Here is a 22508-nt window from a genome sequence, read left to right as displayed (position 1 = left end):
ATTAGATCCCTTTCCCCAGCCCCCACCCACCGGCCCCCTTGGTCGGGCCCGGCAGCAAGTGATCCACCGCCCACCACGGGGTGAGGGGAGTGATGGGTCGGGCATGCCCCCCTGTGGTCGGGCACCTCGGCGGTGGCGCGTTCGGCGGTGGCGGTGGCGCGGGCGGAGGCCGCGCGCAGGTCCAGCACGCCCATCCGGGCGCCCTCGTCGGCCGGCCGGGTCGCGCACGCCGCGCCGATGCCCGACCCCGCGCCCGTCACCAGCGCCACCCGCCCGCCGAACCGCCCGTCCAGCCGTCCGGCCGGGCGGGGCGGGGTCACCACTCCACCTCCAGCGCGCTCAGCCCCCGGCCCACCAGCGACCTGCGGTAGGCGACGGGCGCGTCCGGGGCGAGCCGCAGGCCGGGCAGGCGGCGCCCGAGGACGTCGAGCGCGGTGCGCAACTGGAGGCGGCCGAGCGCCGCCCCGACGCAGAAGTGGATGCCGTACCCGAAGACCAGGTGGTCGGCGGCGTTGGGACGGTCGATCAGGAAACGTTCGGGGTCGGGGAAGACGGTCTCGTCGTGCCCGGCGGAGTCGGTGGACAGCAGGACGAGCGAGCCCGCCGGGATCCTCACGCCGTGCAACGCGACGTCCCGGACGGTGTGGCGGAACGAGCCCAGCGACGCGCCGTCGATCCGCATGCACTCCTCGACCGCCCCCGGGATCAGCGCCGGGGGCACCGGCCAGGCGTCCTCGCGCAGCAGCCGCAGGACGCTGTTGCCGAGCTGGTTCGGGACGGTGTCGTTGCCGCCGAGCAGGATCGTGGAGATCAGCTCGACGACCTCCCGGTGGGTCAGCTCGTCGCCGATCAGCGAGGTCATCAGGGACGTGAAGTCGTCCCGGGGTTCCTTGGCGCGGGCGGCCACCAGGCGGTCGACGTAGTCGAGGTAGGCCAGGAAGCTGTCGGCCAGCTCAAGCTGGCGGGCGGGCGGCTGCGGCGACAGGAACAGCATGAACCAGTCCTTGACGTGCGCCTGCACGAACGCCTCGTCGGCCTCGGGCACGCCGATGAACCGGGCGGTCAGCTTGATCGACGGCTCGTGGCCGATCTCGCCGACGAAGTCGGCCCGGCCCCGGGGGGCGACCCGGTCGAGGACGTCCTCGTTCAGCCGCCGGAAGCGCTCCTCCATGGCGGCGACGGCGCGCGGCGTGAAGGCCCGGGAGACCGAGCGGCGCAGGCGGGTGTGGTCGGGCGGGTCCACGTTGGCCACGAAGCTGGACAGGAACGAGCCGTGCTCGCCCAGCCTGGCGCGGGTCTGCGGGGTGAGGCTGCGGGAGATCGTCAGCGACCCCTCGGAGGAGAAGCGGGCCGGGTCGCCGTACGCGGCGCGCACGTCGGCGTGGCGGGTCAGCACGTACGCGCCCAGGTGCTCGCTGCGGAACACCGGGCGTTCGGCGCGCAGGCGGCGCAGGAAGTCGTACGGCGCGGCGACGTGCCAGTCGGAGGCGACGTCGAAGTCCTCGGTCATCGCAGGATCCTCCGGGGGTTGTCGACGAGCATCTGGTGGAGCTGGTCGCCGGTGACGCCGCGTTCGCGCAGCGCGGGCACGACGTCGCGGGAGATGTGCAGGAGGTGGTAGTTCGGGTGGCGCCGCCGTACGACATCGGGGTCGAACCGGTCGTTGAAGCAGTACGAATCATGACCCAGCACCATTTTTCCGGCGTGGCCGCGTTGGCACATCGCCGCCACCACCGCCACGCGGTCCTCGAACGGGCTGATCGTCTCGATGCCGAACCGGTCCATGCCCAGGTAGGAGCCGCCCGCCACCAGCTCCTCCAGGTACGCCACGTCCGTCGAGTCGCCGGCGTGCCCGATCACCACCCGCTCCAGGTCCACGCCGAGCGAGCCGAGCAGCCGCTGCTGTTCCAGCCCGCCCCTGGAGGCGCTGTGCGAGTGCGTGGTGATCGGCGTGCCGGTGGCCAGGTGGGCCTCGGCCACGGCCCGGAACACCCGCTCGCACCCCTTGGTCATGCCGAGGTGGTCGGAGGCGCACTTGAGCATGGCCGCCTTGACGCCGGTCCGCCCGATCCCCTCCTCGATGTCGCGGACGAAGAACTCGGCCAGCCGGTCCGGGCCGCCGAACAACGCCCCCGGCCCCCGGTTCCCGAAGTACGGCGGCAGCGCGTCGTAGGTGTAGAGCCCCGTGGCGGCCACGATGTTCACCGAGGTCAGCTCGGCCACCCGCTGGACGGCCGGGACGTACCGGCCGAGCCCGACGACGGTCAGGTCGACGATCGTGTCCACGCCCTCGGCCTTGAGGGCGTCGAGCTTGGCCGCCGCCTCCCGCGCCCGCCGCTCCGGGTCCCAGCCCTCGGGGACGTCCGGCCAGTTCCACAGGATCTCCGGGCTGAGCCCGAACACGTGCTCGTGCATCAGCGTCGCGCCGAGGTCGGCGACAGGCCCCTTCACGGTCTGAGGCACGGGAACCTCTCGTGCTCGAAGGGCCGGTTGACCTCCAGGCCGAGCCCGTCGGTCTGCCGGTACGGCAGCCCGGTGTAGAGGGCGTCGGCGTCGAAGTAGGTGACGGTGAACGACAGGCGCGCGGCGTCACGGCGGTTGGCGGGCGCGCCGTGGACGGTGAGCGCGTGGTGCACGGTGGCGTCCCCGGCCCTGAGGTCGAGCGGCGGCGACAGCTCCAGCTCTTCGATCCAGGGATGCTGGCTGAGCTGGTCGTCCCCGGCGCGGGTGAAGCTCCGTCCGAGCAGGCCGCAGCGGTGGGAGCGGCTGTAGAAGCGCAGCGACCCCATGTCGGCGGGCACGTCGGCCAGCGCCAGCCAGACGGTCAGCATGGCCGAGCGGTCCATGGGCATCCACGGGAAGTCCTGATGGAACTCGGTGGCGCCGTGCTCGCCGGGCTCCTTGACCAGCAGGTTGGTGACCTGCACGCGCACCGCCCGCACCCCGCCCAGCAGCCGTACGGCGTTGCGTCCCATGGCCGGGCTGGTGCTCAGCGCGCCGAACAGCTCGTCCTCGGCGGCGACGTCGCGCGACTGCCCGAAGGCCCGGTCCACCGGGGTCCGCCTGGACCGGCTCCGGCCCCGCAGGCGTTCGCGTGCCCGTTCGCGCAGCTCGGCGACCGTGGCGGGGTCGAGGAGCCGGCCCAGGCGTACCCAGCCGTGCTCGGCGAAGAACGCCGCCTCGTCGTCCGTCGCCTGGCGTACCGGGATCTCCATGGCCACCAGTGTGCCACTCCAAGCAAGCGCTTGGTAAGATCCGGGACGAGGAGGATGCCGTGCGACGGTTCAGGTTCGGTGCGGTGCTGCGCGGAGCCGGGTCCGGCCGGGCGTGGGCCGAGAAGGCCAGGCGGCTGGAGGCGTCCGGCTTCGACGTGCTGCTGGTCCCCGACCACCTGGTCGGCCCCCGGTTCGCGCCGGTCGCGGCCCTGACGGCGGCGGCCTGCGCCACCACCCGGCTGCGCGTCGGCACGCTGGTGTTCGCCAACGACTTCCGGCACCCGGCCGTGCTGGCCAAGGAGGCCGCCACCCTGGACGTGCTGTCCGGCGGACGGCTGGAGCTCGGCCTCGGCACCGGCTGGATGGCCGACGAGTACGAACGGGCCGGGCTGCTGCTGGACCCGCCCGGCGTACGCCTCGACCGGCTGCGCGAGGCCCTGGAGGTGATCAAGGGCCTGTGGGCCGACGGCCCGCTGACGTACGAGGGCGCGCACTACCGCCTGGCCGGGCTGGAGCAGGAGCCTCAACCGGTGCAGCGCCCGCGCCCGCCGATCCTGCTGGGCGGCGGCGGCCCCCGCATGCTGCGCCTGGCCGCCGAGCACGCCGACATCGTCAACCTCGGCACCCGCGTCAAGCCGGACGGCACCGGCCCCGACCCGCGCGACGCGGGCCTGGAGGCGTTCCTCGCCAAGCTGGCGCTGCTGCGGCGGAGCCCCCGCCACCACCTGCTGGAGGTCGGCACCAGCGTGATGCAGGTGGGCGAGCGCAAGCCGGAGGAGTCGTGGAGCGCCGCCGACAGCTCCGGGCTCGGCGAGACGCCGCAGGTGCTGCTCGGCACCCGCCGCGACATCGTGGACAAGCTCCGCCACTGGCGCGACGAGCACGGCGTGTCCTACTTCGTGCTGCACCACGAGCGCGACCTGCCCGCCTTCACCCCCATCGTCGAGGAGCTGGCGGGCCTGCCGGATGATGGACCTCATGGATGAGATGTTGTTGCTGAGGCACGGAGCCACCGAATGGAGCACGGTCGGCAAGCACACCGGCCGTACCGATCTGCCGTTGACGCCCGACGGGGAGGGCCAGGCCAGGGCGCTGGCGCCGTTGGTGAAGGAGGGCGGGTTCGGGCTCGCGCTGGTCTCCCCCGCGCAGCGGGCCCGCCGTACGGCGGAGCTGGCCGGTTTGACGGACTACGAGGTCGACCCCGACCTGTGGGAGTGGGACTACGGCGGCTACGAGGGCATCACCTCGACGGAGATCAGGAAGACCCGGCCCGGCTGGTATTTGTGGCGTGACGGCGTGATCCCCGGCGACGCCGAGCATCCCGGCGAGAGCGCCGCCGAGGTGGCAGCGCGCGCCGACCGGGTGATCGAGCGGGCCCGGCGGGCCGAGGGGCGGGTCGTGCTGGTGGCGCACGGCCATTTCCTGCGCGTGCTGGCCGCCCGCTGGCTCGGCCTCGACCCGGCGGACGGCCGCCTGCTGAGGCTCGACACCGGCACCTACTCCCGGCTCGGCTTCGAGCACTCCGAGCCGGTGCTGCTGAGCTGGAACTCGCCGGTCTCCTGACGGCCCGCGCCCGTCAGTCGCAGCCCAGGGTGGCGGCGGCGTGGATCAGGTCGCCGGCGAGGTGGTCGTCCTCGACCTCGCCGTAGAGGTACGGGTCCGTCATGGCTGCCGCCGCAGCCGACGCCGACCCGGCCGCGCCCCCCGCGCCAGGCGGCTGCCGGGAAACGGCGCGAGCAGGGTCTCGCGCCAGGGGCCTTCGAGGTAGCCGCGGGCCCGCCTGCCCCAGTCGAGCAGCCGGGGATCGGGCCGGACCTCGTCGTCGAGCCCCAGGGCGGCGTCGCGGGCCCGCTGGGTGGCCAGGTGGTCGTCCAGGGAGACGGCCCACATGGTGACCGCCTCGGTGTCGCAGAACAGCACCTCGTACAGGCCGGTCAGGGTGTGACCGTGCTCGGCCAGCAGCGGGGCGCGCTCGGTGCGGACGGCCTCCAGGTAGTCCAGCGCGGCGCCGGGTCGTACGCGGGCGCTCTCGAAGAGGTAGAACTCGGCGGCGGGGGCCTCGCCGAGCGGCGGGCAACCGGGCGCGGCGCCGAGCGGCCGGGAGAAGGCGGAGAAGCGCAGGTCGTCGATGTCGGACAGGAACAGGCGCTCGTCCACGCCCTGGTAGATGTCCATCATCTGGCGCCAGCCGCCGTCCCACCCGCCGTGGCAGTCCCACAGCGTGACGGCCTTGAACTGGGGGTGCCCGGTGATGCCCACGGCGTAGAAGGCGCCGACGAGGTCGATCTCGCGCGACCTGATGGACATGCCGGAGGTCAGGGCGGGCTCGGCGCGGCTCTCGTCCTCGCGTTTGTAGCGGGTCAGCCAGGTCAGGTACTCCAGCGGGCGCCGGGAGTTCATCGGCCGGAAGTCGACCTCTTCGAGCAGGTGGATCGCGCGCCGCACCACGCCTCCTCTACCAAGCATTTGCTTGGCACGAGGATAGCGATCAGGTCAGCGCCTGGGAAGGCTGCGGCCCCCTGCCGGTCAGCCACTCCAGCACCCGGCGGTGCCCGGAGGCGGCGTCCTCGAAGTGGCCCCAGTGCCAGTAGCGCGGCTGGTCGCGCAGCCCGGTCACCCAGGTGCGGTAGGAGATGGAGGCGCCCGCGGGCGCCACGCCGTACGTGCGGACCACGACCTTGCCGCCCGGCGCGAACAGCACGTCGTCGGCGATCGGGTAGAGATTCATCCGGTCGAGCATGTCCGACATCCTGACCGGCGGAAAGTCCACGCCGGTTACGCCACCGGCGCGCCCCCGTTAAGGGAGCGCGCCGGAGGTGAACAGGCTGTTACACGAGAAGGCCGTCGAACTCGCCGTCCTTCGCGCCGAGCACCAGGGCCCGGATCTCGTCGCGGGTATAGATGAGAGCAGGACCGTCGGGGAAGCGCGAGTTGCGGACCGCGATCCCTCCGTCGGGAAGCTCAGCGAGCTCCACGCAGTTGCCCTGCGAGTTGCTGTAGCGGCTCTTGCGCCAGGCGACCTGGGCGAGGTCGGCCGCGGGCATGCCGTTGTAGGTGTGGTTCATCTACATCTTTCTGAGAAGACCGCCGATGAGCTCGACGGTGCCCCCTGGCGTGGTGCTTTCCACGCACAGTTGCTCCATGGCGGTGAGGTACGGGTCGATGTCCTCACGTTTGTCCAGGTACAGGGCACCCCAGAGCTGCTCGACGTAGACAACGTCCGACAGGTCGGATTCGGGAAACCGCAAGATGCTGAACGCGCCCCCCTCGGCGGCGTGCTTGCCGAACCTGAAGGGCATCACCTGGAGGGTGATGTTGGGAAGGGCGGCGACTTCCAGCAGATGCTGGAGCTGCTCGGACATGACCTCCCGCCCGCCGATGGTCCGCTTGAGCGCCGCCTCGTCGATGACGGCCCACAGCTTGGGGCCGTCCTTCTGGGTGAAACGCTCCTGGCGCTGCATGCGCATGTGCACGCGGCGCTCGATCTTGTCCGGGCTCGCATCGGGGTTGCCGAGCTGGAAGACCGATCGCGCGTACGAGGCCGTCTGCAGCAGGCCGGGCACGAACTGCACCTCATAGGTACGGATCACGCTCGCGGCCTCCTCCAGGCCCACGTACGTCGTGAACCACGAGGGCAGCTCGGCGGAGTACTTGTGCCACCACCCGGGGGTGTTGGCCTCGCGGACCATCTCCAGCAGGGCACGGCGTTCGGCATCGTCGACGACGCCGTACAGGGTGAGCAGGTCTTCCACGTCACGTGTCTTGAACCCGACACGCCCGAGCTCCATACGGCTGATCTTGGACTCGGACGCCCGGATATGGAACCCGGCCTGGCCGCGGTCGAGCCCAGAGGCCTCGCGCAGGCGCCTGAGGCTCGCACCCAGCATGATGCGCCGAACGGTCGAGCCGGAGCCGGGCGGATCAATGGACACGTGCTGCTCCTTGTGTCGTTTCCTTGAAGACACAGTCTGTCACTTGGCGGCCGAAAGATCATGGGCCGCGGACAAGATCCCCTTTCCCCCATATTGACCACTTGAGGAGAACCGTAGCGCCTGCACGCATTGTCTGCACGTGCATTCGCTCTTGCACCTGCACGAGAGATTGGCGCAGAATGATCACGTGCAATCCACCACGGCGCCCGGCCAGTGGACCACGTTCGACTGGTGGCCGCCCGTCGGCTGGTGGCCGGAGGCGGCTCGCGACCTCCTGGTGACCGGCCCGTCCGCGAGCGCCACGTACGTGCTCCCTCCCACCGCCTCCTCGGTCCATTCCGCGCGCAGCTTCACCGCGGGGACCCTGTCCGGCTGGGGGCTCGGCGAGCTGGTCGAGAACATGGAGCTGGTGGTCTCCGAGCTGGCGACCAACGCCCTGCGCCACGGCCTGCGCCTCGACGAGCCCCGCTGCCAGCGTCCGGTCCACATGTCCCTGGTGCGCCGCGGCTCGCTCGTCACCAGCGCGTTCACCGATCCAGGCACCTCGGTGCCGGTGCTGCGATACCCTGGCCCCCTTGACACCGGCGGCCTGGGTCTCCACATCGTCGAATCACTCAGCCTCCGCTGGGGGTGGTCGGCACTCGCGCCCCACGGCAAGATCGTCTGGGCAGTCCTCTCCTGACGGAGGGGTGCTCTGCACTACCGTGGATGGTCATGGCTCACGGTGAGTCCCACGCGACCCCATGAGAGTGCTGACAGATGGAAGATCACCTGCTCGGCTGGCTGCGCACACTAGACGAAAACCGGCTTGCCCGCATCCTGGCCAACAGGCCCGACGCCATCGCGCCGCCCTGGCCCCGCCGGCTCGACACGCTGGCCCAGCGCCTGGGCAACGGCTTCGCCGTCATGGAGGCCATGCGGGGGCTGCCGCTGCCCGCCCTCCAACTGGCCGAGGCGGGCCTGACCATGAGCCGGCCGACGCCCGGGGGGCTGGCCGCCTTCCTCGGCGTCCCGGGTGAGACGGTGGCCCCCTGGCTCGACCATCTGTACGACCACGCGCTGGCCTGGCCCGACGCCGAGGGCGTGATCCATCTGGCCGAGGGCGTCGCACGCTGGTGGGCGGCGCCGCTCGGCCTGGGCGAGCCGCTGGAGCACTACCTCAACTCCTGGACGATCAGCAACGACGCCCTGCGCGCCCTGGCCCGCGTGCTCGGCCTGCCGGCCCACGGCAACAAGCGGCGCACGATCGCCCGCGTCATCGAGCTGCTGTCCGACCCCGGCCGCCTCGACCCGCTGACGGCCACCGCCCCCGACGGCACGCTCGCGCTGCTCGGCCGCCTCGCCTGGGACGGCCCCGCCCGCGACGTCGACGGCGGCCGGTTCGTCACCCCCGGCACGCCGGAGAAGTGGTGCGCCGACCACGGCCTGCTGTTCCGCCCGAGCTGGCACGTCGCCGAGATCCCCCGCGAGGTGGCGCTGTGCCTGCGCGGCCCCGGCTACCACCCGCCGTTCCAGCCCGAGGCGCCGGAGGTGGCCTCGATCCCGGTCGACCCCGAGGAGGTCGACCACCTGATGACGCTGGCCGCGCCGCACGTGGTGGAGCGGTGCGCGGCCCTGCTCGACAACACCTCCAAGACCCCGCTGCCGCTGCTCAAGACGGGCGGCGTGGGCGTACGCGAGGTCCGCAGGGTCGCCAAGGAGACCGGCTGCGACGAGGACGAGACCCGCCTGCTGCTGGAGGTCTGCGCGGTGGCCCGGCTGCTGGCCTGGGACGAGCAGTCGGGCGGCATGATCCCCACCGAGCGGTTCGACCGCTGGCGCCTCGACGAGGGCTCGGCCCGGCTGCGCGTGCTGCTGTCGGCGTGGTGGCGGATGGAACGTTCGTCCCTGCGCAAGGTCGACGGCAAGTACGCCACCGTGCTCGGCGACGACCCCTCGGGCAGCGCGGTGGCCAGGGTGCGCAGGGCCGTGCTGGCGGCGCTGGCCCACCTGCCCGCCGGCACCGCCTTCGCCGACCGCGACAGCCTCGTGCGCAACGTCCACTGGCACGCCCCGCTGCTCGACCAGGCGCTGCTGGCCGAGTGCGCGCCGGCCGTCCTGGACGAGGCCACGCTGCTCGGCCTGCTGGCCAACGGCGCGCTCACCGACCTCGGCCGCGCCCTGGCCGGGCTGACCGCGGACCCCGGCGACGAGAACGACGACGCCGTCCCGCAGGTCGAGCACGATCCCGTGCTGGCCGAGGCGTCCACCAGGGCGCTGGCCAGCGTGCGCAGGAGCGCGCTGTTCGGCCCCGACCTCACCGCGGTGGTGACCGGGCCGCCGTCGGCCGAGCTGGCGGCGCTGCTCGACCGGGTGGCCGAGCGCGAGTCGCGCGGCGCGGCCTCGGTGTGGCGCTTCACCACCGAGAGCGTGCGCGGCGCGCTCGACCACGGCTACGACGCCGACGAGCTGCTCGACGAGCTGGCCACGGTCGGCACGATCCCGCAGCCCCTTGAGTACCTGGTGCGCGACACCGCGCGCCGGCACGGCGAGGTGACGGTCTCCACGGTCGGCTGCGTCGTGCAGGCCGGCGACACCGGGCTGCTCGCCGAGATCGCCGGGCACCGGCGGCTGGCCCGGCTGGGCCTGCGGCTGCTGGCCCCCACGGTGCTGATCAGCGCGGCCCCGGCCGACCGCACGCTGGCCGCCCTGCGCGAGAACGGCTACTCCCCCGTCCCCGTCTCCGACACCGGCGCGATCACCATTCACCGGGCCAGGGCCGAGGAGCCGCACAACGGCAAGCTGATCCTGCTGCCCGGCGGGCAGGTGGCCGAGCTGTCGGAGTTCACCGCCGGCTCCGACGCGCACGCGCCGTACGTGCTCGCCGAACCCGCCCCCGACCCGCACGAGCACGCCCGCCGCCTGGTCGCGGCCGGCCGGGACGACTCCGACAAGCACGGCCGCACCTGGGCGGTCATCGGCCGGATGGCGACCAGGCTGCCGACCGCCCAGCAGTCGCTGCTCGGCTTCGTCGTCGACCGGGGGGTGCGGGCGGGCATCACGCTGGCCGACGGCCTGACGGCCACGATCAGCCACGGCGAGCTGCGCTCCGGGACGCTCGACGCCTGGTGCGAGGAGGCGGGCGACTACCTGGAGTTCCCCCTCGCCGAGATCGTCGAGGTGCGCGGAGCCTACTGAAGCTTCTCGGCCTTCTTCAGGTTCGACACCAGCTCCTCCAGGAACGTCGCGTAACCCTGGTAGCTGAAGGGGGCCTCGGCGCGCCACGGGTAGTACTGGCCGGCCTTGACCGCCGGGAGCTTGGCGAAGGTGGGCTTCTTCAGCATCTCCTCGGGCTTGAGCGACTGGGTGCGGGTGTCGTAGAGGATCACGTCGGCGTCGTAGGTGTCGGCGTTCTCCCAGCTCAGGGTCTGGAAGAAGCCGCCGTCGTCGACCTTCGAGGGCTTGACGACGTTCAGGCCGTTCTCGATGAGATGCACGATGTCGGGGTACTCGGGCGGGTTGACGACCCACATGGCGTCGGCGCCGCCGGACATCATGAGGATCTTGAGGTCCTTGAAGGCGGCCAGTTCCCTGGTCGCGGCCTCCATGCGGGCCTTGGCCTCGGGCACGCCCTTGAGGTCGGCGCCCAGGGATCTGGCCAGTTCCTCGTACCTGCCGATCACCTGGGTGGCGCTGCGGCCGGTGAGCAGGACGCCGGCGGTGGGGGCGACCTGCTCGATGGTCTCCTTCGACTTCTCCGGCACGTACCAGAGGGTGCCCTTGACGTACATGCCGCTGACCAGCAGGTCGGGCCGGAGGGAGATGTACTTCTCGACATTGAACTCGTCCCAGACGTTGCCCAGGCCCTCGACCTTGGTGATGTCGACGTCGCCGACCTGCGGGTCCCTCGATCCGTCGGCCAGCTTGTGCGGGCCGAAGACGGCGACCGGGCGCACGCCGAAGTCCCACAGCGCGGCGGCCGCGCCCACCTGGGCCACGACCCGGGAGGGGCGCTCGGGCAGGTCCAGCTTCTTGTCGCGGTCGTCGGTGAACGTCCAGCCCTGCGCGGCGGCGGAGGAGGCGGGCGCGGCGGACGCGCCGCCGCCCGCCGCCTCGGTGCCGCCGCCGCAGGCCGACAGTGTCAGGGCCGCCGCGAGCCCTGCCGTGGCGGCCAGGAAGCCCCTGCGCGCGAATACCGGTCCCGACATTCCATCTCCTAAGGTTAGGCTTGCCTTTGTAAAGAGACATTAGATTAGCCTTGCCTAAATTTGACCGTGACGAGAGGGGGTCGGGTGCGCCCGGCTGACGACACGGCGGAGCCCGCCACCGGGCGACCGGCCGCGACCGTGGAGGGCCCGCGACCCCGCCGGCCCGCGACCGTGCTGGTGACCGGCCTGGTCGTGACCGCGGGGGTGCTGGCGCTGGTGGCGGTGGCGAGCGTGGCGCTCGGGGCGCGGTCGGTGCCGTTCTCGACGGTGATCGACGCGCTGTTCGCCCCGGACGGCTCCAGCGACCACGTCGTCATCCGCGAGCTGCGCGTCCCGCGCACGCTGCTCGGCATCGGCGTCGGCGCGACGCTGGGCCTGGCGGGGGCGCTCATCCAGAGCCTGACCCGCAACCCGCTGGCCGACCCCGGGCTGCTCGGCATCAACGAGGGCGCCGCGCTCGGCGTCACGCTCGCGCTCGGCCTGTTCGGCCTGTCCGACCCCGCCGTGTACGTCTGGTTCGCCTTCGGCGGCGCCGCGGTGGCCTCCGTGCTCGTCTACGCGCTGGCCTCGGCCGGCCGCTCCGGTTCCGGCCCGGTCCGCCTGGCGCTGGCCGGCGTCGCGCTCGGCATGGTGTTCACGGCGGTGGCCTCGGCGATCCTGCGCATGGACGCGCAGACCTTCGACCGGATGCGGTTCTGGCTGACCGGCTCGCTGGCCGGGCAGAGCGCGGACACGCTGGTGCGGCTGGCGCCGTTCATGGTGGCCGGGCTGGCGCTCGGGCTGACGCTGGCCAGGCCGCTCAACATGCTCTCGCTGGGCGACGACGCCGGGCGCTCGCTGGGCGTCGCCGTCGGCAGGACGCGGGTCCTCACCGGCGTGGCCGTCACGCTGCTGTGCGGGGCCGCGACCGCCGCCGCCGGGCCGCTGTGGTTCGTCGGGCTGGTCGTGCCGCACGCCGTGCGCGCGCTGGTGGGCGGCGACCAGCGGTGGGGGCTGCCGTACTCGGCGCTGGCCGCGCCGGTGCTGCTGCTGGGAGCCGACGTCGTCGGGCGGCTGATCGCGCGTCCGGGAGAGGTGCAGGTGGGCATCGTGTGGGCGGTGATCGGCGCGCCGATCTTCATCCTGCTGGCCAGGCGCAGGCGGGTGGCGGCGCTGTGACCGTACGTCTCGGCCCCTGGTCCGTACGGCTCGCGCCCCGGTCCCTGCTCGTCTGCGCCGCCCTCGTGGCGGTCGGCTGCGGGGTGGCCGTGGCGGCGATCGCGACCGGCGAGTTCACCGTCTCCGTGCCCGACGTCCTGGAGGCCGTGTTCGGCCAGGGAACGCCGGTGGCAGAGCTGATCGTGAGCAGGTTGCGGGCCCCGCGTGTGGTCACCGGGCTGCTGGTCGGGGCGGCGTTCGGGGCGGGCGGCGCGATCTTCCAGAGCCTGACCAAGAACCCGCTGGGCAGCCCCGACTTCATCGGTTTCACCGCCGGCGCCTCGACCGGTGGCATACTCGCCGTCGTCGCGGGCGGCTCGGCCATGACGATCGCGGGCGGCGCGCTGGCCGGGTGCGTGGTCACCGCCGTCCTGGTCTACGCGCTGGCCTTCCGGCGCGGCGTGCAGGGCTACCGGCTGGTGCTGGTCGGCATCGGCGCCAACACGCTGCTGCTGGCGGTCAACAACTACCTGCTGACCAGGGCCAACATCAACGACGCGGCCACCGCGGGCGCGTGGCTCACCGGCAGCCTCGGCGGACGCGGCTGGGACCACGCGATCCCGGTCGCGGTGGCGCTGGCCGTCCTGCTGCCGGTGTGCGCTCTGGTGGCGCGGCCGATGCGGATGATCGAGATGGGCGACGACGCGGCGAAGGCCATGGGCGTCAAGGTCGAGGCCGTACGGGCCGTGGCCATCACCGCCGGGGTGCTGCTGACCGGCGTGGCCACCGCGGCCGCCGGGCCCGTCGTCTTCGTCGCGCTGGCCGCGCCGCAGATCGCCCGCCGCCTGACCCGCTCCCCCGGCGTCACCCTGGGCGCGTCGGCGCTCATGGGGGCCGTGCTGCTGACCGCCTCCGACCTGGTCGCCCAGCGGCTGCTCGCCCCGGCCCAGCTTCCCGTCGGGGTGGTCACCGCCGCGGTCGGCGGCACGTACCTCGCCCTGCTCCTGCGAAAGGACCGCCACTGATGGATGACCCCCGCCTCTCGGGCACCCACCTCACCCTGGCCTACGACCAGCGCGTCGTGGCCACCGGCCTCAGCGTGGCGATCCCGGACGAGTCCTTCACCGTGATCATCGGCCCCAACGCGTGCGGCAAGTCCACCCTGCTGCGCGCGCTGGCCAGGATGCTCAGGCCCAGGAAGGGGGCCGTGCACCTCGACGGGAGCGTGATCACCTCGCTGCCGTCGAAGGAGGTGGCGCGGCGGCTCGGCCTGCTGCCGCAGAGCTCGATCGTGCCCGACGGGATCAGTGTGGCCGACCTGGTGGCCCGCGGACGGTACCCGCACCAGCGGCTCATGCGCCAGTGGTCGCCGGCCGACGAGGCGGCCGTGGCCGAGGCCATGCGCGCGACCGACGTCGCCGAGCTGGCCGACCGGATCGTGGACGAGCTGTCCGGCGGGCAGCGGCAGCGGGTGTGGCTGGCCATGGCGCTGGCCCAGGAGACGCCGATCCTGCTGCTGGACGAGCCCACCACGTTCCTGGACATCTCCCACCAGATCGAGGTGCTCGACCTCTGCGCCGACCTGCACGAGGCCGGCCGGACCATGGTGGCCGTGCTGCACGACCTCAACCAGGCCTGCCGGTACGCCACCCACCTGATCGTCATGCGGGCCGGCGAGGTCGTGGCGGAGGGCGTGCCGGCCGAGATCGTCACGCCCGAGCTGGTCCGCCGGGTGTTCGACCTGCGCTGCGAGATCATCCAGGACCCGCAGTCGGGCACGCCGATGATCGTGCCCGAAGCGCGGCGGCGCGCGACCACCCCCGCGTCGGGCTAGAGCGCCCCTTCGTCGGGCCGGATCGCCCCCGCATCGGGCCGGACCGGCCGCGCGAGGGCGGCGGCCAGGGCGGTGACGCCCGCGACGGCGCGCTCGCGGCCGTACTCCTCGCGCAGCACCCCGGCCGCCTCCGCGCCCATGGCGGCCAGCACGGTGTGGGCCAGCACGTCGGCGTCGGCGCCGGGGCGGGCCTCGGCCAGCAGGATCGCCACGTGACGGTGCCAGAAGCGGTAGGCGCCGATGCGGTAGCGGGCGCCGGGGCTGGCCGTCTCGGACATGCGCACCAGGTCGAGGTGGGCGTAGAGGTAGTCGAGGTAGGCGGCCGTGAAGGCGGTCAGGCGTTCGGCGGCGGGGGCCCCGGGGCCGACGGGCGGCGGCCCGGACAACACGCGCTGCTGCAGGTCGCGCTCGCCGGCGTCCAGCAGCGCCACCGCCAGCCCCGACTTGTCGCCGAACCTGCGGAACAGCGTGCCCTTGCCGACGCCCGCCTCGGCGGCGACCGCGTCCATCGACACGGCCTCCACGCCCTTCTCGGCGAACAGCCGCGCGGCGGCGGCCAGCACCTTCTCCCTGTTGTGCGCCGCGTCCGCGCGTTCCCTGACCGGTTTGCCGGTCAGCAGCTCCAGCGGCTCGCTCGACGAACCGGACTGCGGTCCGTTGACTTTCCGGCCATCCACACATCCGGACTTTAGTCCATTTCGCTGGGAGGCCACAATGACCATCGACAATGACCATCACCCGCGAGGAGCTGAACGCCCGTCTGGGCAGCGCGACCGTGCTCGCGGCTCCTCCTACGCCCAGCGGCACCTGCCGGGGGCCGTCGCCCTGGAGGACCCGGGCCGGGGCCGGTCTGCCGGTCGAGTCGTCCCTGTGACGGGGGCGCTCAGAGGACGCCGCAGCGGCGGACCGCGAGCAGCGCCAGCGTGCGGGTGACCTCGCGCAGCTCGGCCAGCTCGACCTGCTCCCTGGGCGCGTGCGCGAACCGGACGTCCCCGGGGCCGTAGTGCAGGGTCGGGACGCCACCGGCCGCGTACAGGCGCAGGTCGCTCCCGTACGGCGCGGCGGCCTCGGCCGGACGGCGGCCCGCGACGTCGCAGACCGCCCGGTTCACCTCGCCGAGCAGCTCGTGCCCGGCGGGCAGCCGGCCGCTGGCGAACTGGCCGCCCGGCCAGGTCACCGCGGGCGGGTTGTCCCGCAGCCACGGGTGGACGGCCGAGGCGACGGCCTCCTCGAAGGCCGCCCGCGCCGCGGCCGGGTCCTCGTCCAGCCGCACGCCGAGGCGTCCCTCGGCGACCAGCAGGTCGGGCACGGTACTGGCCCAGTCGCCCGCCCGCACGGTGCCGACCTCGATCGGGTACGGCATCGGGTTGCCGCCGAAGATCTCCGGCACGTCCCGATTGCGCTCGGCCTCCAGGCGCCTGATCGCCTCGAACACCGGCCAGAAGACCTCGATCGCGTTGACGCCCTCGTACCTGGTCGCGCCGTGCGCGGCCCGGCCGGCGACCTCCAGGCGGAAGGTCAGCGCGCCGGCGTTGGCGGTGATGACCGCGCCGCTGGTGGGCTCGGTGATCACCGCGGCCTCGGCCGTGTGGCCCCTGGCCAGGGTGGCGAACGCGCCGAGGCCGCCGTCCTCCTCGCTGATCACGCAGTGCACGGCGAGCGGCCTGGCCAGGCGCACGCCCGCCCGCTTCAGCGCCCGTACGACGGCCAGGTTGGCCACCAGGCCGGCCTTCATGTCGCAGGCGCCCCTGCCGTGCAGCACGTCGCCGGTGATGCGGGCGGCGAACGGGTCGCTGCCCTCCCACTTGGCCAGGTCGCCCGTGGGGACGACGTCCACGTGGCCCTGGAGGGCGAGCGCGGGCACGCCCTCCCCCTCGGTCACGGCGGCGACGCCGTAGCCCTCCCGCCTGGGGGCCTCGGTGCCGGGGAAGCCCGCGCGGGCGGTGAGACCGGCGAGGTCGAGCTTCCAGACGTCCACGTCCAGGCCGGCCTCGGTGAGCAGGCGGGCGAAGCGGTGCTGGAGGTCGGACTCGGCGTCGGTGCCCGTCACGCTGGGGACCCGTACGGTCTCGGCCAGCAGGCCGACCGTCTCCGTCTCGTCGATGGCGTTGAGGACTCTGGCTTCCACGTCGCGCATGGAGCACACTTTCTCACGCCGTGAACTCCTTTCAGGACATGTGGCGAGACAGGGGCGTGCGTACCTGGGTGAGCTGGATCGCGGTGACGCCGTTCGCCGTGTGGGCGGCGGTGCGGGTGAGCGGGTTCGAGCCGGACTGGCCGTGGGTGCCGGTGGTCGCGTTCACGCCGCACGCGGCGGTGGGCGCGGCCCTGAGCCTGGCACTCGCCGGGCTGCTGCGGCGGTGGGCGGCGGGGGCGGTCGCGCTGGTCACGGTGCTGGCGCTCGGCGCCGCGGTGCTGCCGCGTGCCCTCCCCGACCGCGCCCCCGAGCCCGTCGCGGGCGGCGCGAGGCTGCGCGTGCTGGCCGCCAACCTGCTGGTGGGCAGGGCCGACGCGGTGGAGCTGGCCGGGCTGGTCAGGTCGCTGCGGCCGGACGTCCTGACGTTGCAGGAGTTCACGCCCCTCGCGAAGCGGCGGCTGGAGGCGGCGGGGCTGCGCGAGCTGCTGCCGTACGCGGTGACCCGGCCAGCCGAGGGCGCGGGCGGCTCGGCCGTGTACGCCCGCCATCCCCTCGCGGCCGGCGACCTGATCGAGCAGGGCGGGTTCGGGCAGGCCACGGCCGTGCTGACACACCCGGGCGGGGCCCAGGTGGAGATCGTCTCGGTGCATCCGTGCGCGCCCAAGCGGGTGGGGCGGCTGCGGTGCTGGCTGGCGGGGCTGGAACGGCTGCCGCGCGGCGGCGGACGGCTGCGCGTGCTGGCCGGCGACTTCAACGCCACCCTCGACCACCTCCCGGTCCGCGAACTGCTGGCCGCGGGCTACCGGGACGCGGCCGACGCCATGGGCCGCGGCCTGTCGCCGACGTGGGGCGGATGGGGTCCGCTGCCCGGCGTGACGATCGACCACGTGCTGGCCGACGGCCGCATGGCGGTGACGGACTTCCGGGTGCTCGCGCCGGTCGGCAGCGACCACCGCCCGGTGTACGCCGAGCTCCTGCTGCCCTGACCCGGCAGCGGGCAAGGCGGGACCTGGGACGATCGCGGGATGGCGGGCGTGCGGCGGCTCGTAAACTGTGACCCGTGGAAGCGCCCAAGTTCGAGATTCAGATGCTGCACGACCGAGTGATGATCCGGCTGGAGCAGGAGGCCGAGGAGCGGCGCAGCGGCTCCGGCATCGTCATCCCCGCGACCGTCAAGATGGCCAACCGGCTGTCGTGGGGCGAGGTCTGCGGCGTCGGCACGAACGTGCGCGCGGTCAAGGTGGGTGACAAGGTGCTGTTCAACCCGGAGGAGCAGTTCGAGGTCGAGGTGCACGCGCGGGTCTACCTCGTCATGCGCGAGCGCGACCTGCACGCGGTGGCCACCCAGGAGACCGACCACGGCACGGGCCTCTACCTATGACACGCGGGTCCTGGCGAAGCTGACCCACAGCTCGGCGGCCCAGGTGGCGGCGGGCACGTCCGCGAGCACGCGCGTCGTGCGGCCGGTCAGGTCGAGCACCGACAGGCGGCGGCCGGTCCCCGCCGTCGTGACGGCGATCAGGTGGGTGTCGTCCCACCATCCGAACAGGGCCTCCGGCTTGACGGCCACGCGCTGGGCGATCGTGCCGGTGGCCAGGTCGACCAGGCAGACCTGCTCCTTGAAGCGCGACGGGCACCACGTCGTCAGGCGCTTGCCCGAGGGCGCGTAGGAGTCCTCGGGGCCGGTCGGCAGGCCCACGTCCGCGTACGTGCGCAGCACCGTGCCGTCGGTGGGACGGTAGACGCGCAGGCCGGTGCCGTACATGCTGACGAGGTTGCCGTCGGGGCTCCACCAGAAGCCGGCCCGCCGGGCGAGCCCGGCGACGCGGACCGTGCTCGCGGTGCCCGCGCGCACGTCCACGACCGTGAAGCCGAGCACCTGCCACGTCCCGCCCACCTTCTGCTCGACGGTGAGCGCGACCTTCCTGCCGTCCCTGGACCAGGAGGCGTAGGAGGCCGTCATGGGCTTCTTGACGGTACGGATCCTGGCGGTCTTGCCGGTGGCCCGGTCGGTGACGATCACGGAGTCGTGGCCCGCCCGGTAGGAGGACGGCACCCCGGCCGTCAGGCGGCCGTCGGGCGAGACCGACACCTCCGACAGGCCCTTCTGGCGGGTGAAGGCGTCGCCGGTGGCCGAGCGGAGGTAGGTGTTGCCGGTGCCGAGGCCGTACGCGCTGAGCCGTACGGGATCACCCGACTTTTCCTGATATTTCATGCCACCGGTCCCCGGCAATGCCAGGTCGGCCTTGGCGGCGGCCGGGGCGAGGAACATCAGCGACAACGCGACGGCGAGGTGAGCGATCACGCCCGCAGAATAGGCAGGGAACGGCGGCGATTCCGGGAACGATAACGACCCGGTCTGAAAGCCCCCGCGGGGCTAGACGAACCTCTGCGCGATCTCCAGCAGATCGATGCCGAGGGTCAGCATCCCGAAGTAGACGATCACCGCGGCGGCGGCCACGGTCACCAGCAGCACGAGGATGCGCACCGTCCAGCCCTGCCGCTTGTACCACTGCGTCCAGGCGTGCAGCGTCTGCTTGCCGAACTCCAGCACCCGGTGGGCCCAGTGGAACTCGGTGGCCAGCACCGCCAGCCCGGCGAACACCACGAGCCAGCCCGGCCCGGGGAACGGCACCATGATCAGGCCGCCGACCACCATCACCGCGCCGATGACGCCCACCACGATCTTCAGCGTGAGCGCGCCCGCGCGGGTGGACCTGACGCCGTCGAGCCAGCCCTTCAGTCCGGTGCGGCGGGCGGGCATGGCGGAACGTTCGGCGGCCTCGTCCTTCAGCGCGTCGGCGTCGCCCGTCTCGGAGTTCTGGATCGGCACGTCTCCCCCGTGTCGTTCGGCTGCCCTCAGGATACGGCCCACACCGACAGGAAAGCTTGCAGACCACCAGCAGTTCGCCAAACGGGACTAAGGGTAAAATTTCCGGACACGGGGCACAGGATTCGGTAACTATCGGTTAATGTCTGCTATGCCCGAGGTCATCCTTCGCACCGTCACCGGCCCCATCCGCGCGGCCGCCGTGAACGGCGCCGTACTCCCCCACGAGCACCTGCGCAACGACATGCGCTGGGCGGTAGGCATCGACTCCGACCCCCACCGCTGGCTCGACGAGGAGACCACTGTCACCGCGGAGCTCCGCGAGCTGCGCCAGTCCGACGAGCTCAACCTGGTGGTCGACCTGACCTGTCTCGGCATGGGCCGCGACGCCGCCGCCCTGGCCCGCATCGCGGCGGGCAGCCGGGTCCCGGTCATCGCCTCGACCGGCTTCTTCGCCCAGCCGTTCACCGACGTCGGCGACGAGGACGTCGAGCAGCTCACCCGGCGCCTGATGACCGAGATCTCCAGCGGCGTGGACGGCACGGGCGTCTTCCCCGGTGTGATCGGCGAGGTCGGCAGCTGGGGCGCCGAGCCCACCGCCCGCGAGGAGCGCTGCCTGCGCGCCGCCGCCCGCGCCTCCCGGCAGTCGCGCCTGCCCGTCGCCACCCACGGCCAGAACGCCCTGGCGCTGCTGGAGATCCTGCTCGGCGAGAACCTGCCCGGCTCCCGCGTGGCCGCCGGCTACTCCGGCGACCTGGGCGGCGCCCGCAAGATCGCCGAGGCGGGCGCGTACGTGAGCCTCAGCGCCCTGGCGCTGGGGCCCGACCAGGCGGCCAGGATCGCGCTCGGCCTCATCGAGGACGGCCACGCCGACCGCCTGCTCCTCAGCACCGGCCTGAGCCGCGTGGCCCAGGTCCAGCGCTACGGCGGCTGCGGCTACGCCCACCTGTTCCACAGCCTGCTCCCCCGCCTGCGCGAGGCCGGCACCGGCGAGGACGTCATCCGCCTGATCACCCGCGACAACCCCCTGCGCTGGCTGACCGACGGAATGCACTGACCCCACCCGCCCCCGCCCGACCACACTCGTAAAGCCCGACCACGGCAACGCCCAGCAGGCACGACCATGCACCGGGGCCCAGCCGTGGTCACGCCCAGGCCGGCAGGCGAGACCTCGACCGCCACCGAACCGCCCCTCCGGCACTTCTCCCGGACCCTCCCGGCAAGATCGTCTCGAAGGGGCCGGACGGGCCGCGATAAAACCGTGCCGCCCGGAACTCGCTAGGATCGGGGCGACACGAGCCTGGCCGGGTGGGGGATGGTGAGCGTGCACACGCAACGCGGCGGGCGCCTGCGCAGGCCGTTCGCCGCGCTGCCGCGCCTGAGCCGGGTGGGTGACATCCCGGTCGTGGTCATGCTGGCCTGGGCCGGATGGCTGGCCGTCCCGTGGTCGTTCAGCGGCCTCGCCCAGGCCAGAGCCGCCGCAGCCGCCGCAGCCGCCGACACCGAACCCCCACCCTCGGCCCACACCTCCGACACACCCCCGCCCTCGCCCCACACCTACGCCACCGCACCCCACGCCCACACCGCTGCGGTCCCGCCGTCGGCGCTCACCTGCGGCACCGTGTCGCCGCCGCTCGCGCTCGCCCCTGAGGCCGGGCCGCTGTCCGCCGTGGTGGCCGGTGGTGCGGCTCCGGTTCTGGGTCCCTGGTCGGCGGGTGCGGCCTGGGGGATCCCGGCGGCCCCCGTCACCCATCCCGCCACCACCGTTCGCCCCGCCGCGACCACAGACGCCTTCGCGACCGGTACGTGCCCACTCCCGAACCACGCGACGGATGCCGTACCCGGGCGGGGGGACGTTGTTCCCGGTGGGGCGGGGGTCGTGGCGGCCGAGCGGGCGCGGATCGCCGGCGAGGTGCATGACGCCGCCGGTCACGGTCTGGCGGCCATCGCCATGCAGGCCGGGCTCGCGCTCGTCGCCCTCGACGACGACCCGGAGCAGGCGCGGGCCTCGCTCCGGGCGATCAGGGAGACCAGCACCACCGCCCTCGCCCACCTGCGCGCCGCGCTCGACGGCATCGACCCGCCGGCCGCCGACCTGCCCGGCCTCATCGCGGGCGTACGGGCCGCCGGGCTGCCCGTCGACGTCGAGCCCGCCGACCCCGCCGTGCCCGCCCACCTCAAGGGGGCCGTCTACCGGGTGGTCCGCGAGTCCCTCACCAACGTGCTCCGGCACGCCGGGCCGACCAGGGCCTCGGTGCGCCTGGCGCATGACCCGTACGCGTTCGTGCTGGAGGTCGCCGACCGCGGCGCGGGCTGGAACGGCGCGGACGAGGGCCGCGGGCTGGCCGGGATGCGCGCCCACGTCGCCGAGGCGGGCGGCCGGTTCACCGCCGGTCCCCGCGAGGGCGGCGGCTTCCAGGTGACCGCCCGCTTCCCCCGGCCCAAGGCATGACCCCCCACACCCCAGGCCCGGACGGGCCCGCGCACGACCTCGGTCCCGGCACGTACCCGCCGGGTCCGCCCTCCGAGCGCGCCCTGGGCTCAGGCGTGGGCGCGTACGGCCCGGCTCCCGAGGGGGCGGTGATCAGGGTGGCGGTCGCGGATGACCAGGCCGTGGTGCGGATGGGGTTGCGGGCGTTGCTGGAGCGGGAGCCCGGCATGGAGTGCGTGGGCGAGGCGGCCGACGGCGCGGCGGCGCTCGACCTGATCCGCCGCACCCGTCCCGACGTGCTGCTGCTGGACATCCGCATGCCCGGCACCGACGGCCTGGCCACGCTGCGCGCCGTGGCCGCCGATCCGGCGCTGGGCGGCACCCGGATCGTCGTGGTGACCACGTTCGCCGTCGACGAGTACGTCTTCGCCGCCCTCCAGGCCGGGGCGAGCGGCTTCCTGCTCAAGGACAGCGCGCCCGACGAGCTGGTCAACGCCGTACGGGTGGTGGCCGCGGGCGAGGCGCTGTTGTCGCCGTCCATCACCAGGAAGGTCATCGGCCTGTTCGGCCGCAGCGGCGCCGAGCCCGTCGCGGGCCTGGACACACTCACCCCGCGTGAGCGCGAGCTGGTGGCGTGGGTGGCGACGGGCCGGTCCAACGACGAGATCGCCAGAGAGCTGGTGATCAGCCCCGACACGGTGCGCACGCACGTCAGCCGCGCCATGGTCAAGCTGCGCGCCCGCGACCGGGCCCAGCTCGTGGTGTTCGCCATGCGGGCGGGCCTCGCCCTGCCCACCTGAGAGGC

25 protein-coding genes are annotated in these 22508 nt (G+C 73.3%); 13 read left to right on the top strand and 12 right to left on the bottom strand.

Annotated features, from left to right (window positions below; all coding sequences use genetic code 11):
* Window positions 1-316: 316 nt before the first annotated feature.
* The 3 genes from ACIHAD_RS09640 to ACIHAD_RS09630 are packed head-to-tail and all read right to left on the bottom strand — an operon-like array spanning window position 317 to window position 3215.
* Complete coding sequence (locus ACIHAD_RS09640; protein ID WP_397353930.1) at window positions 317-1510, bottom strand: cytochrome P450; 1194 nt, start codon at window positions 1508-1510, stop codon at window positions 317-319.
* Window positions 1507-2463, bottom strand: a complete 957-nt coding sequence (locus ACIHAD_RS09635; protein WP_397353929.1) for a phosphotriesterase — start codon at window positions 2461-2463, stop codon at window positions 1507-1509. Before ACIHAD_RS09635 ends, ACIHAD_RS09640 begins: the two co-directional genes overlap by 4 nt.
* Window positions 2448-3215, bottom strand: a complete 768-nt coding sequence (locus ACIHAD_RS09630; RefSeq protein WP_397353928.1) for a phytanoyl-CoA dioxygenase family protein — start codon at window positions 3213-3215, stop codon at window positions 2448-2450. The genes ACIHAD_RS09635 and ACIHAD_RS09630 overlap by 16 nt, the downstream gene beginning before the upstream one ends.
* A 59-nt stretch (window positions 3216-3274) precedes the next feature.
* Here ACIHAD_RS09630 and ACIHAD_RS09625 point away from each other — a divergent pair, with 59 nt between their 5' ends.
* Together ACIHAD_RS09625 and ACIHAD_RS09620 are read left to right on the top strand one after the other, a co-directional pair.
* Complete coding sequence (locus ACIHAD_RS09625; RefSeq protein WP_397353927.1) at window positions 3275-4201, top strand: TIGR03621 family F420-dependent LLM class oxidoreductase; 927 nt, start codon at window positions 3275-3277, stop codon at window positions 4199-4201.
* Entirely contained in the window at window positions 4194-4778 is a 585-nt protein-coding gene (locus ACIHAD_RS09620; RefSeq protein ID WP_397353926.1) for a histidine phosphatase family protein, read from the top strand. Before ACIHAD_RS09625 ends, ACIHAD_RS09620 begins: the two co-directional genes overlap by 8 nt.
* 99 nt (window positions 4779-4877) lie before the next feature.
* On the opposite strand, the gene ACIHAD_RS09615 is transcribed toward ACIHAD_RS09620, so the two are convergent.
* The 4 genes from ACIHAD_RS09615 to ACIHAD_RS09600 are packed head-to-tail and all read right to left on the bottom strand — an operon-like array spanning window position 4878 to window position 7102.
* A complete protein-coding gene (locus ACIHAD_RS09615; RefSeq protein ID WP_397353925.1) occupies window positions 4878-5660 on the bottom strand; it encodes a hypothetical protein in 783 nt (260 codons plus the stop codon).
* A gap of 43 nt (window positions 5661-5703) precedes the next feature.
* The gene (locus ACIHAD_RS09610; RefSeq protein WP_397353924.1) at window positions 5704-5985 is read right to left on the bottom strand and encodes a hypothetical protein; all 282 of its coding nucleotides are present in this window, start codon (window positions 5983-5985) and stop codon (window positions 5704-5706) included.
* 58 nt (window positions 5986-6043) lie between these two features.
* Window positions 6044-6280, bottom strand: coding sequence for a DUF397 domain-containing protein (locus ACIHAD_RS09605; protein ID WP_397353923.1), 237 nt, complete (start codon window positions 6278-6280; stop codon window positions 6044-6046).
* Window positions 6281-7102: a helix-turn-helix transcriptional regulator gene (locus tag ACIHAD_RS09600; RefSeq protein WP_352323686.1), complete on the bottom strand. Its 822-nt coding sequence runs from the start codon at window positions 7100-7102 to the stop codon at window positions 6281-6283.
* A gap of 232 nt (window positions 7103-7334) precedes the next feature.
* Between ACIHAD_RS09600 and ACIHAD_RS09595 the strand changes: the two genes are divergently transcribed.
* Window positions 7335-7829, top strand: coding sequence for an ATP-binding protein (locus ACIHAD_RS09595; protein ID WP_397353922.1), 495 nt, complete (start codon window positions 7335-7337; stop codon window positions 7827-7829).
* A gap of 77 nt (window positions 7830-7906) precedes the next feature.
* Window positions 7907-10324, top strand: a complete 2418-nt coding sequence (locus ACIHAD_RS09590; protein WP_397353921.1) for a helicase-associated domain-containing protein — start codon at window positions 7907-7909, stop codon at window positions 10322-10324.
* Here the strand turns inward: ACIHAD_RS09590 and ACIHAD_RS09585 are convergent.
* Window positions 10318-11334 carry an ABC transporter substrate-binding protein gene (locus ACIHAD_RS09585; protein ID WP_397353920.1) on the bottom strand — a complete coding sequence of 339 codons (1017 nt, stop codon included), beginning with the start codon at window positions 11332-11334 and terminating at the stop codon, window positions 10318-10320. The genes ACIHAD_RS09590 and ACIHAD_RS09585 overlap by 7 nt on opposite strands.
* A gap of 84 nt (window positions 11335-11418) precedes the next feature.
* Between ACIHAD_RS09585 and ACIHAD_RS09580 the strand changes: the two genes are divergently transcribed.
* The 3 genes from ACIHAD_RS09580 to ACIHAD_RS09570 are packed head-to-tail and all read left to right on the top strand — an operon-like array spanning window position 11419 to window position 14305.
* Window positions 11419-12492 carry a FecCD family ABC transporter permease gene (locus ACIHAD_RS09580; protein ID WP_397353919.1) on the top strand — a complete coding sequence of 358 codons (1074 nt, stop codon included), beginning with the start codon at window positions 11419-11421 and terminating at the stop codon, window positions 12490-12492.
* A complete protein-coding gene (locus tag ACIHAD_RS09575; RefSeq protein WP_397353918.1) occupies window positions 12489-13496 on the top strand; it encodes a FecCD family ABC transporter permease in 1008 nt (335 codons plus the stop codon). Before ACIHAD_RS09580 ends, ACIHAD_RS09575 begins: the two co-directional genes overlap by 4 nt.
* Window positions 13496-14305 carry an ABC transporter ATP-binding protein gene (locus ACIHAD_RS09570; RefSeq protein WP_397353917.1) on the top strand — a complete coding sequence of 270 codons (810 nt, stop codon included), beginning with the start codon at window positions 13496-13498 and terminating at the stop codon, window positions 14303-14305. The genes ACIHAD_RS09575 and ACIHAD_RS09570 overlap by 1 nt, the downstream gene beginning before the upstream one ends.
* Here the strand turns inward: ACIHAD_RS09570 and ACIHAD_RS09565 are convergent.
* Entirely contained in the window at window positions 14302-14982 is a 681-nt protein-coding gene (locus ACIHAD_RS09565; RefSeq protein WP_397353916.1) for a TetR/AcrR family transcriptional regulator, read from the bottom strand. The genes ACIHAD_RS09570 and ACIHAD_RS09565 overlap by 4 nt on opposite strands.
* 50 nt (window positions 14983-15032) lie before the next feature.
* Between ACIHAD_RS09565 and ACIHAD_RS09560 the strand changes: the two genes are divergently transcribed.
* On the top strand, window positions 15033-15179 hold the full coding sequence (locus tag ACIHAD_RS09560; RefSeq protein WP_397353915.1) for a hypothetical protein: 147 nt from the start codon (window positions 15033-15035) through the stop codon (window positions 15177-15179).
* A gap of 9 nt (window positions 15180-15188) precedes the next feature.
* Here ACIHAD_RS09560 and ACIHAD_RS09555 read toward each other — a convergent pair whose 3' ends face one another.
* The gene (locus ACIHAD_RS09555) at window positions 15189-16442 is read right to left on the bottom strand and encodes an ArgE/DapE family deacylase (protein WP_397353914.1); all 1254 of its coding nucleotides are present in this window, start codon (window positions 16440-16442) and stop codon (window positions 15189-15191) included.
* 20 nt (window positions 16443-16462) lie between these two features.
* Here ACIHAD_RS09555 and ACIHAD_RS09550 point away from each other — a divergent pair, with 20 nt between their 5' ends.
* Together ACIHAD_RS09550 and ACIHAD_RS09545 are read left to right on the top strand one after the other, a co-directional pair.
* Window positions 16463-17428 carry an endonuclease/exonuclease/phosphatase family protein gene (locus ACIHAD_RS09550; protein ID WP_397353913.1) on the top strand — a complete coding sequence of 322 codons (966 nt, stop codon included), beginning with the start codon at window positions 16463-16465 and terminating at the stop codon, window positions 17426-17428.
* A 74-nt stretch (window positions 17429-17502) separates the two neighbouring features.
* A complete protein-coding gene (locus ACIHAD_RS09545) occupies window positions 17503-17823 on the top strand; it encodes a GroES family chaperonin (protein ID WP_397353912.1) in 321 nt (106 codons plus the stop codon).
* On the opposite strand, the gene ACIHAD_RS09540 is transcribed toward ACIHAD_RS09545, so the two are convergent.
* Both ACIHAD_RS09540 and ACIHAD_RS09535 read right to left on the bottom strand, forming a co-directional pair.
* Window positions 17818-18747: a hypothetical protein gene (locus ACIHAD_RS09540; RefSeq protein ID WP_397353911.1), complete on the bottom strand. Its 930-nt coding sequence runs from the start codon at window positions 18745-18747 to the stop codon at window positions 17818-17820. The genes ACIHAD_RS09545 and ACIHAD_RS09540 overlap by 6 nt on opposite strands.
* Before the next feature lie 72 nt (window positions 18748-18819).
* Window positions 18820-19275, bottom strand: coding sequence for a TIGR02611 family protein (locus ACIHAD_RS09535; RefSeq protein ID WP_397353910.1), 456 nt, complete (start codon window positions 19273-19275; stop codon window positions 18820-18822).
* A gap of 148 nt (window positions 19276-19423) precedes the next feature.
* Here ACIHAD_RS09535 and ACIHAD_RS09530 point away from each other — a divergent pair, with 148 nt between their 5' ends.
* The 3 genes from ACIHAD_RS09530 to ACIHAD_RS09520 all read left to right on the top strand — a co-directional run bounded on the left by ACIHAD_RS09530 (window position 19424) and on the right by ACIHAD_RS09520 (window position 22503).
* The gene (locus tag ACIHAD_RS09530; protein WP_397353909.1) at window positions 19424-20329 is read left to right on the top strand and encodes a phosphotriesterase; all 906 of its coding nucleotides are present in this window, start codon (window positions 19424-19426) and stop codon (window positions 20327-20329) included.
* A 267-nt stretch (window positions 20330-20596) separates the two neighbouring features.
* Window positions 20597-21724: a histidine kinase gene (locus ACIHAD_RS09525; RefSeq protein WP_397353908.1), complete on the top strand. Its 1128-nt coding sequence runs from the start codon at window positions 20597-20599 to the stop codon at window positions 21722-21724.
* A gap of 128 nt (window positions 21725-21852) precedes the next feature.
* Complete coding sequence (locus ACIHAD_RS09520) at window positions 21853-22503, top strand: response regulator (RefSeq protein ID WP_397354643.1); 651 nt, start codon at window positions 21853-21855, stop codon at window positions 22501-22503.
* Window positions 22504-22508 lie beyond the last annotated feature (5 nt).

The sequence above is a fragment of the Nonomuraea sp. NPDC052265 genome, assembly GCF_044547985.1.
Classification (GTDB): Bacteria; Actinomycetota; Actinomycetes; order Streptosporangiales; family Streptosporangiaceae; genus Nonomuraea.
Note: the sequence above shows the minus strand (reverse complement) of the source record. Positions and strands in the feature narration are given on the sequence as shown.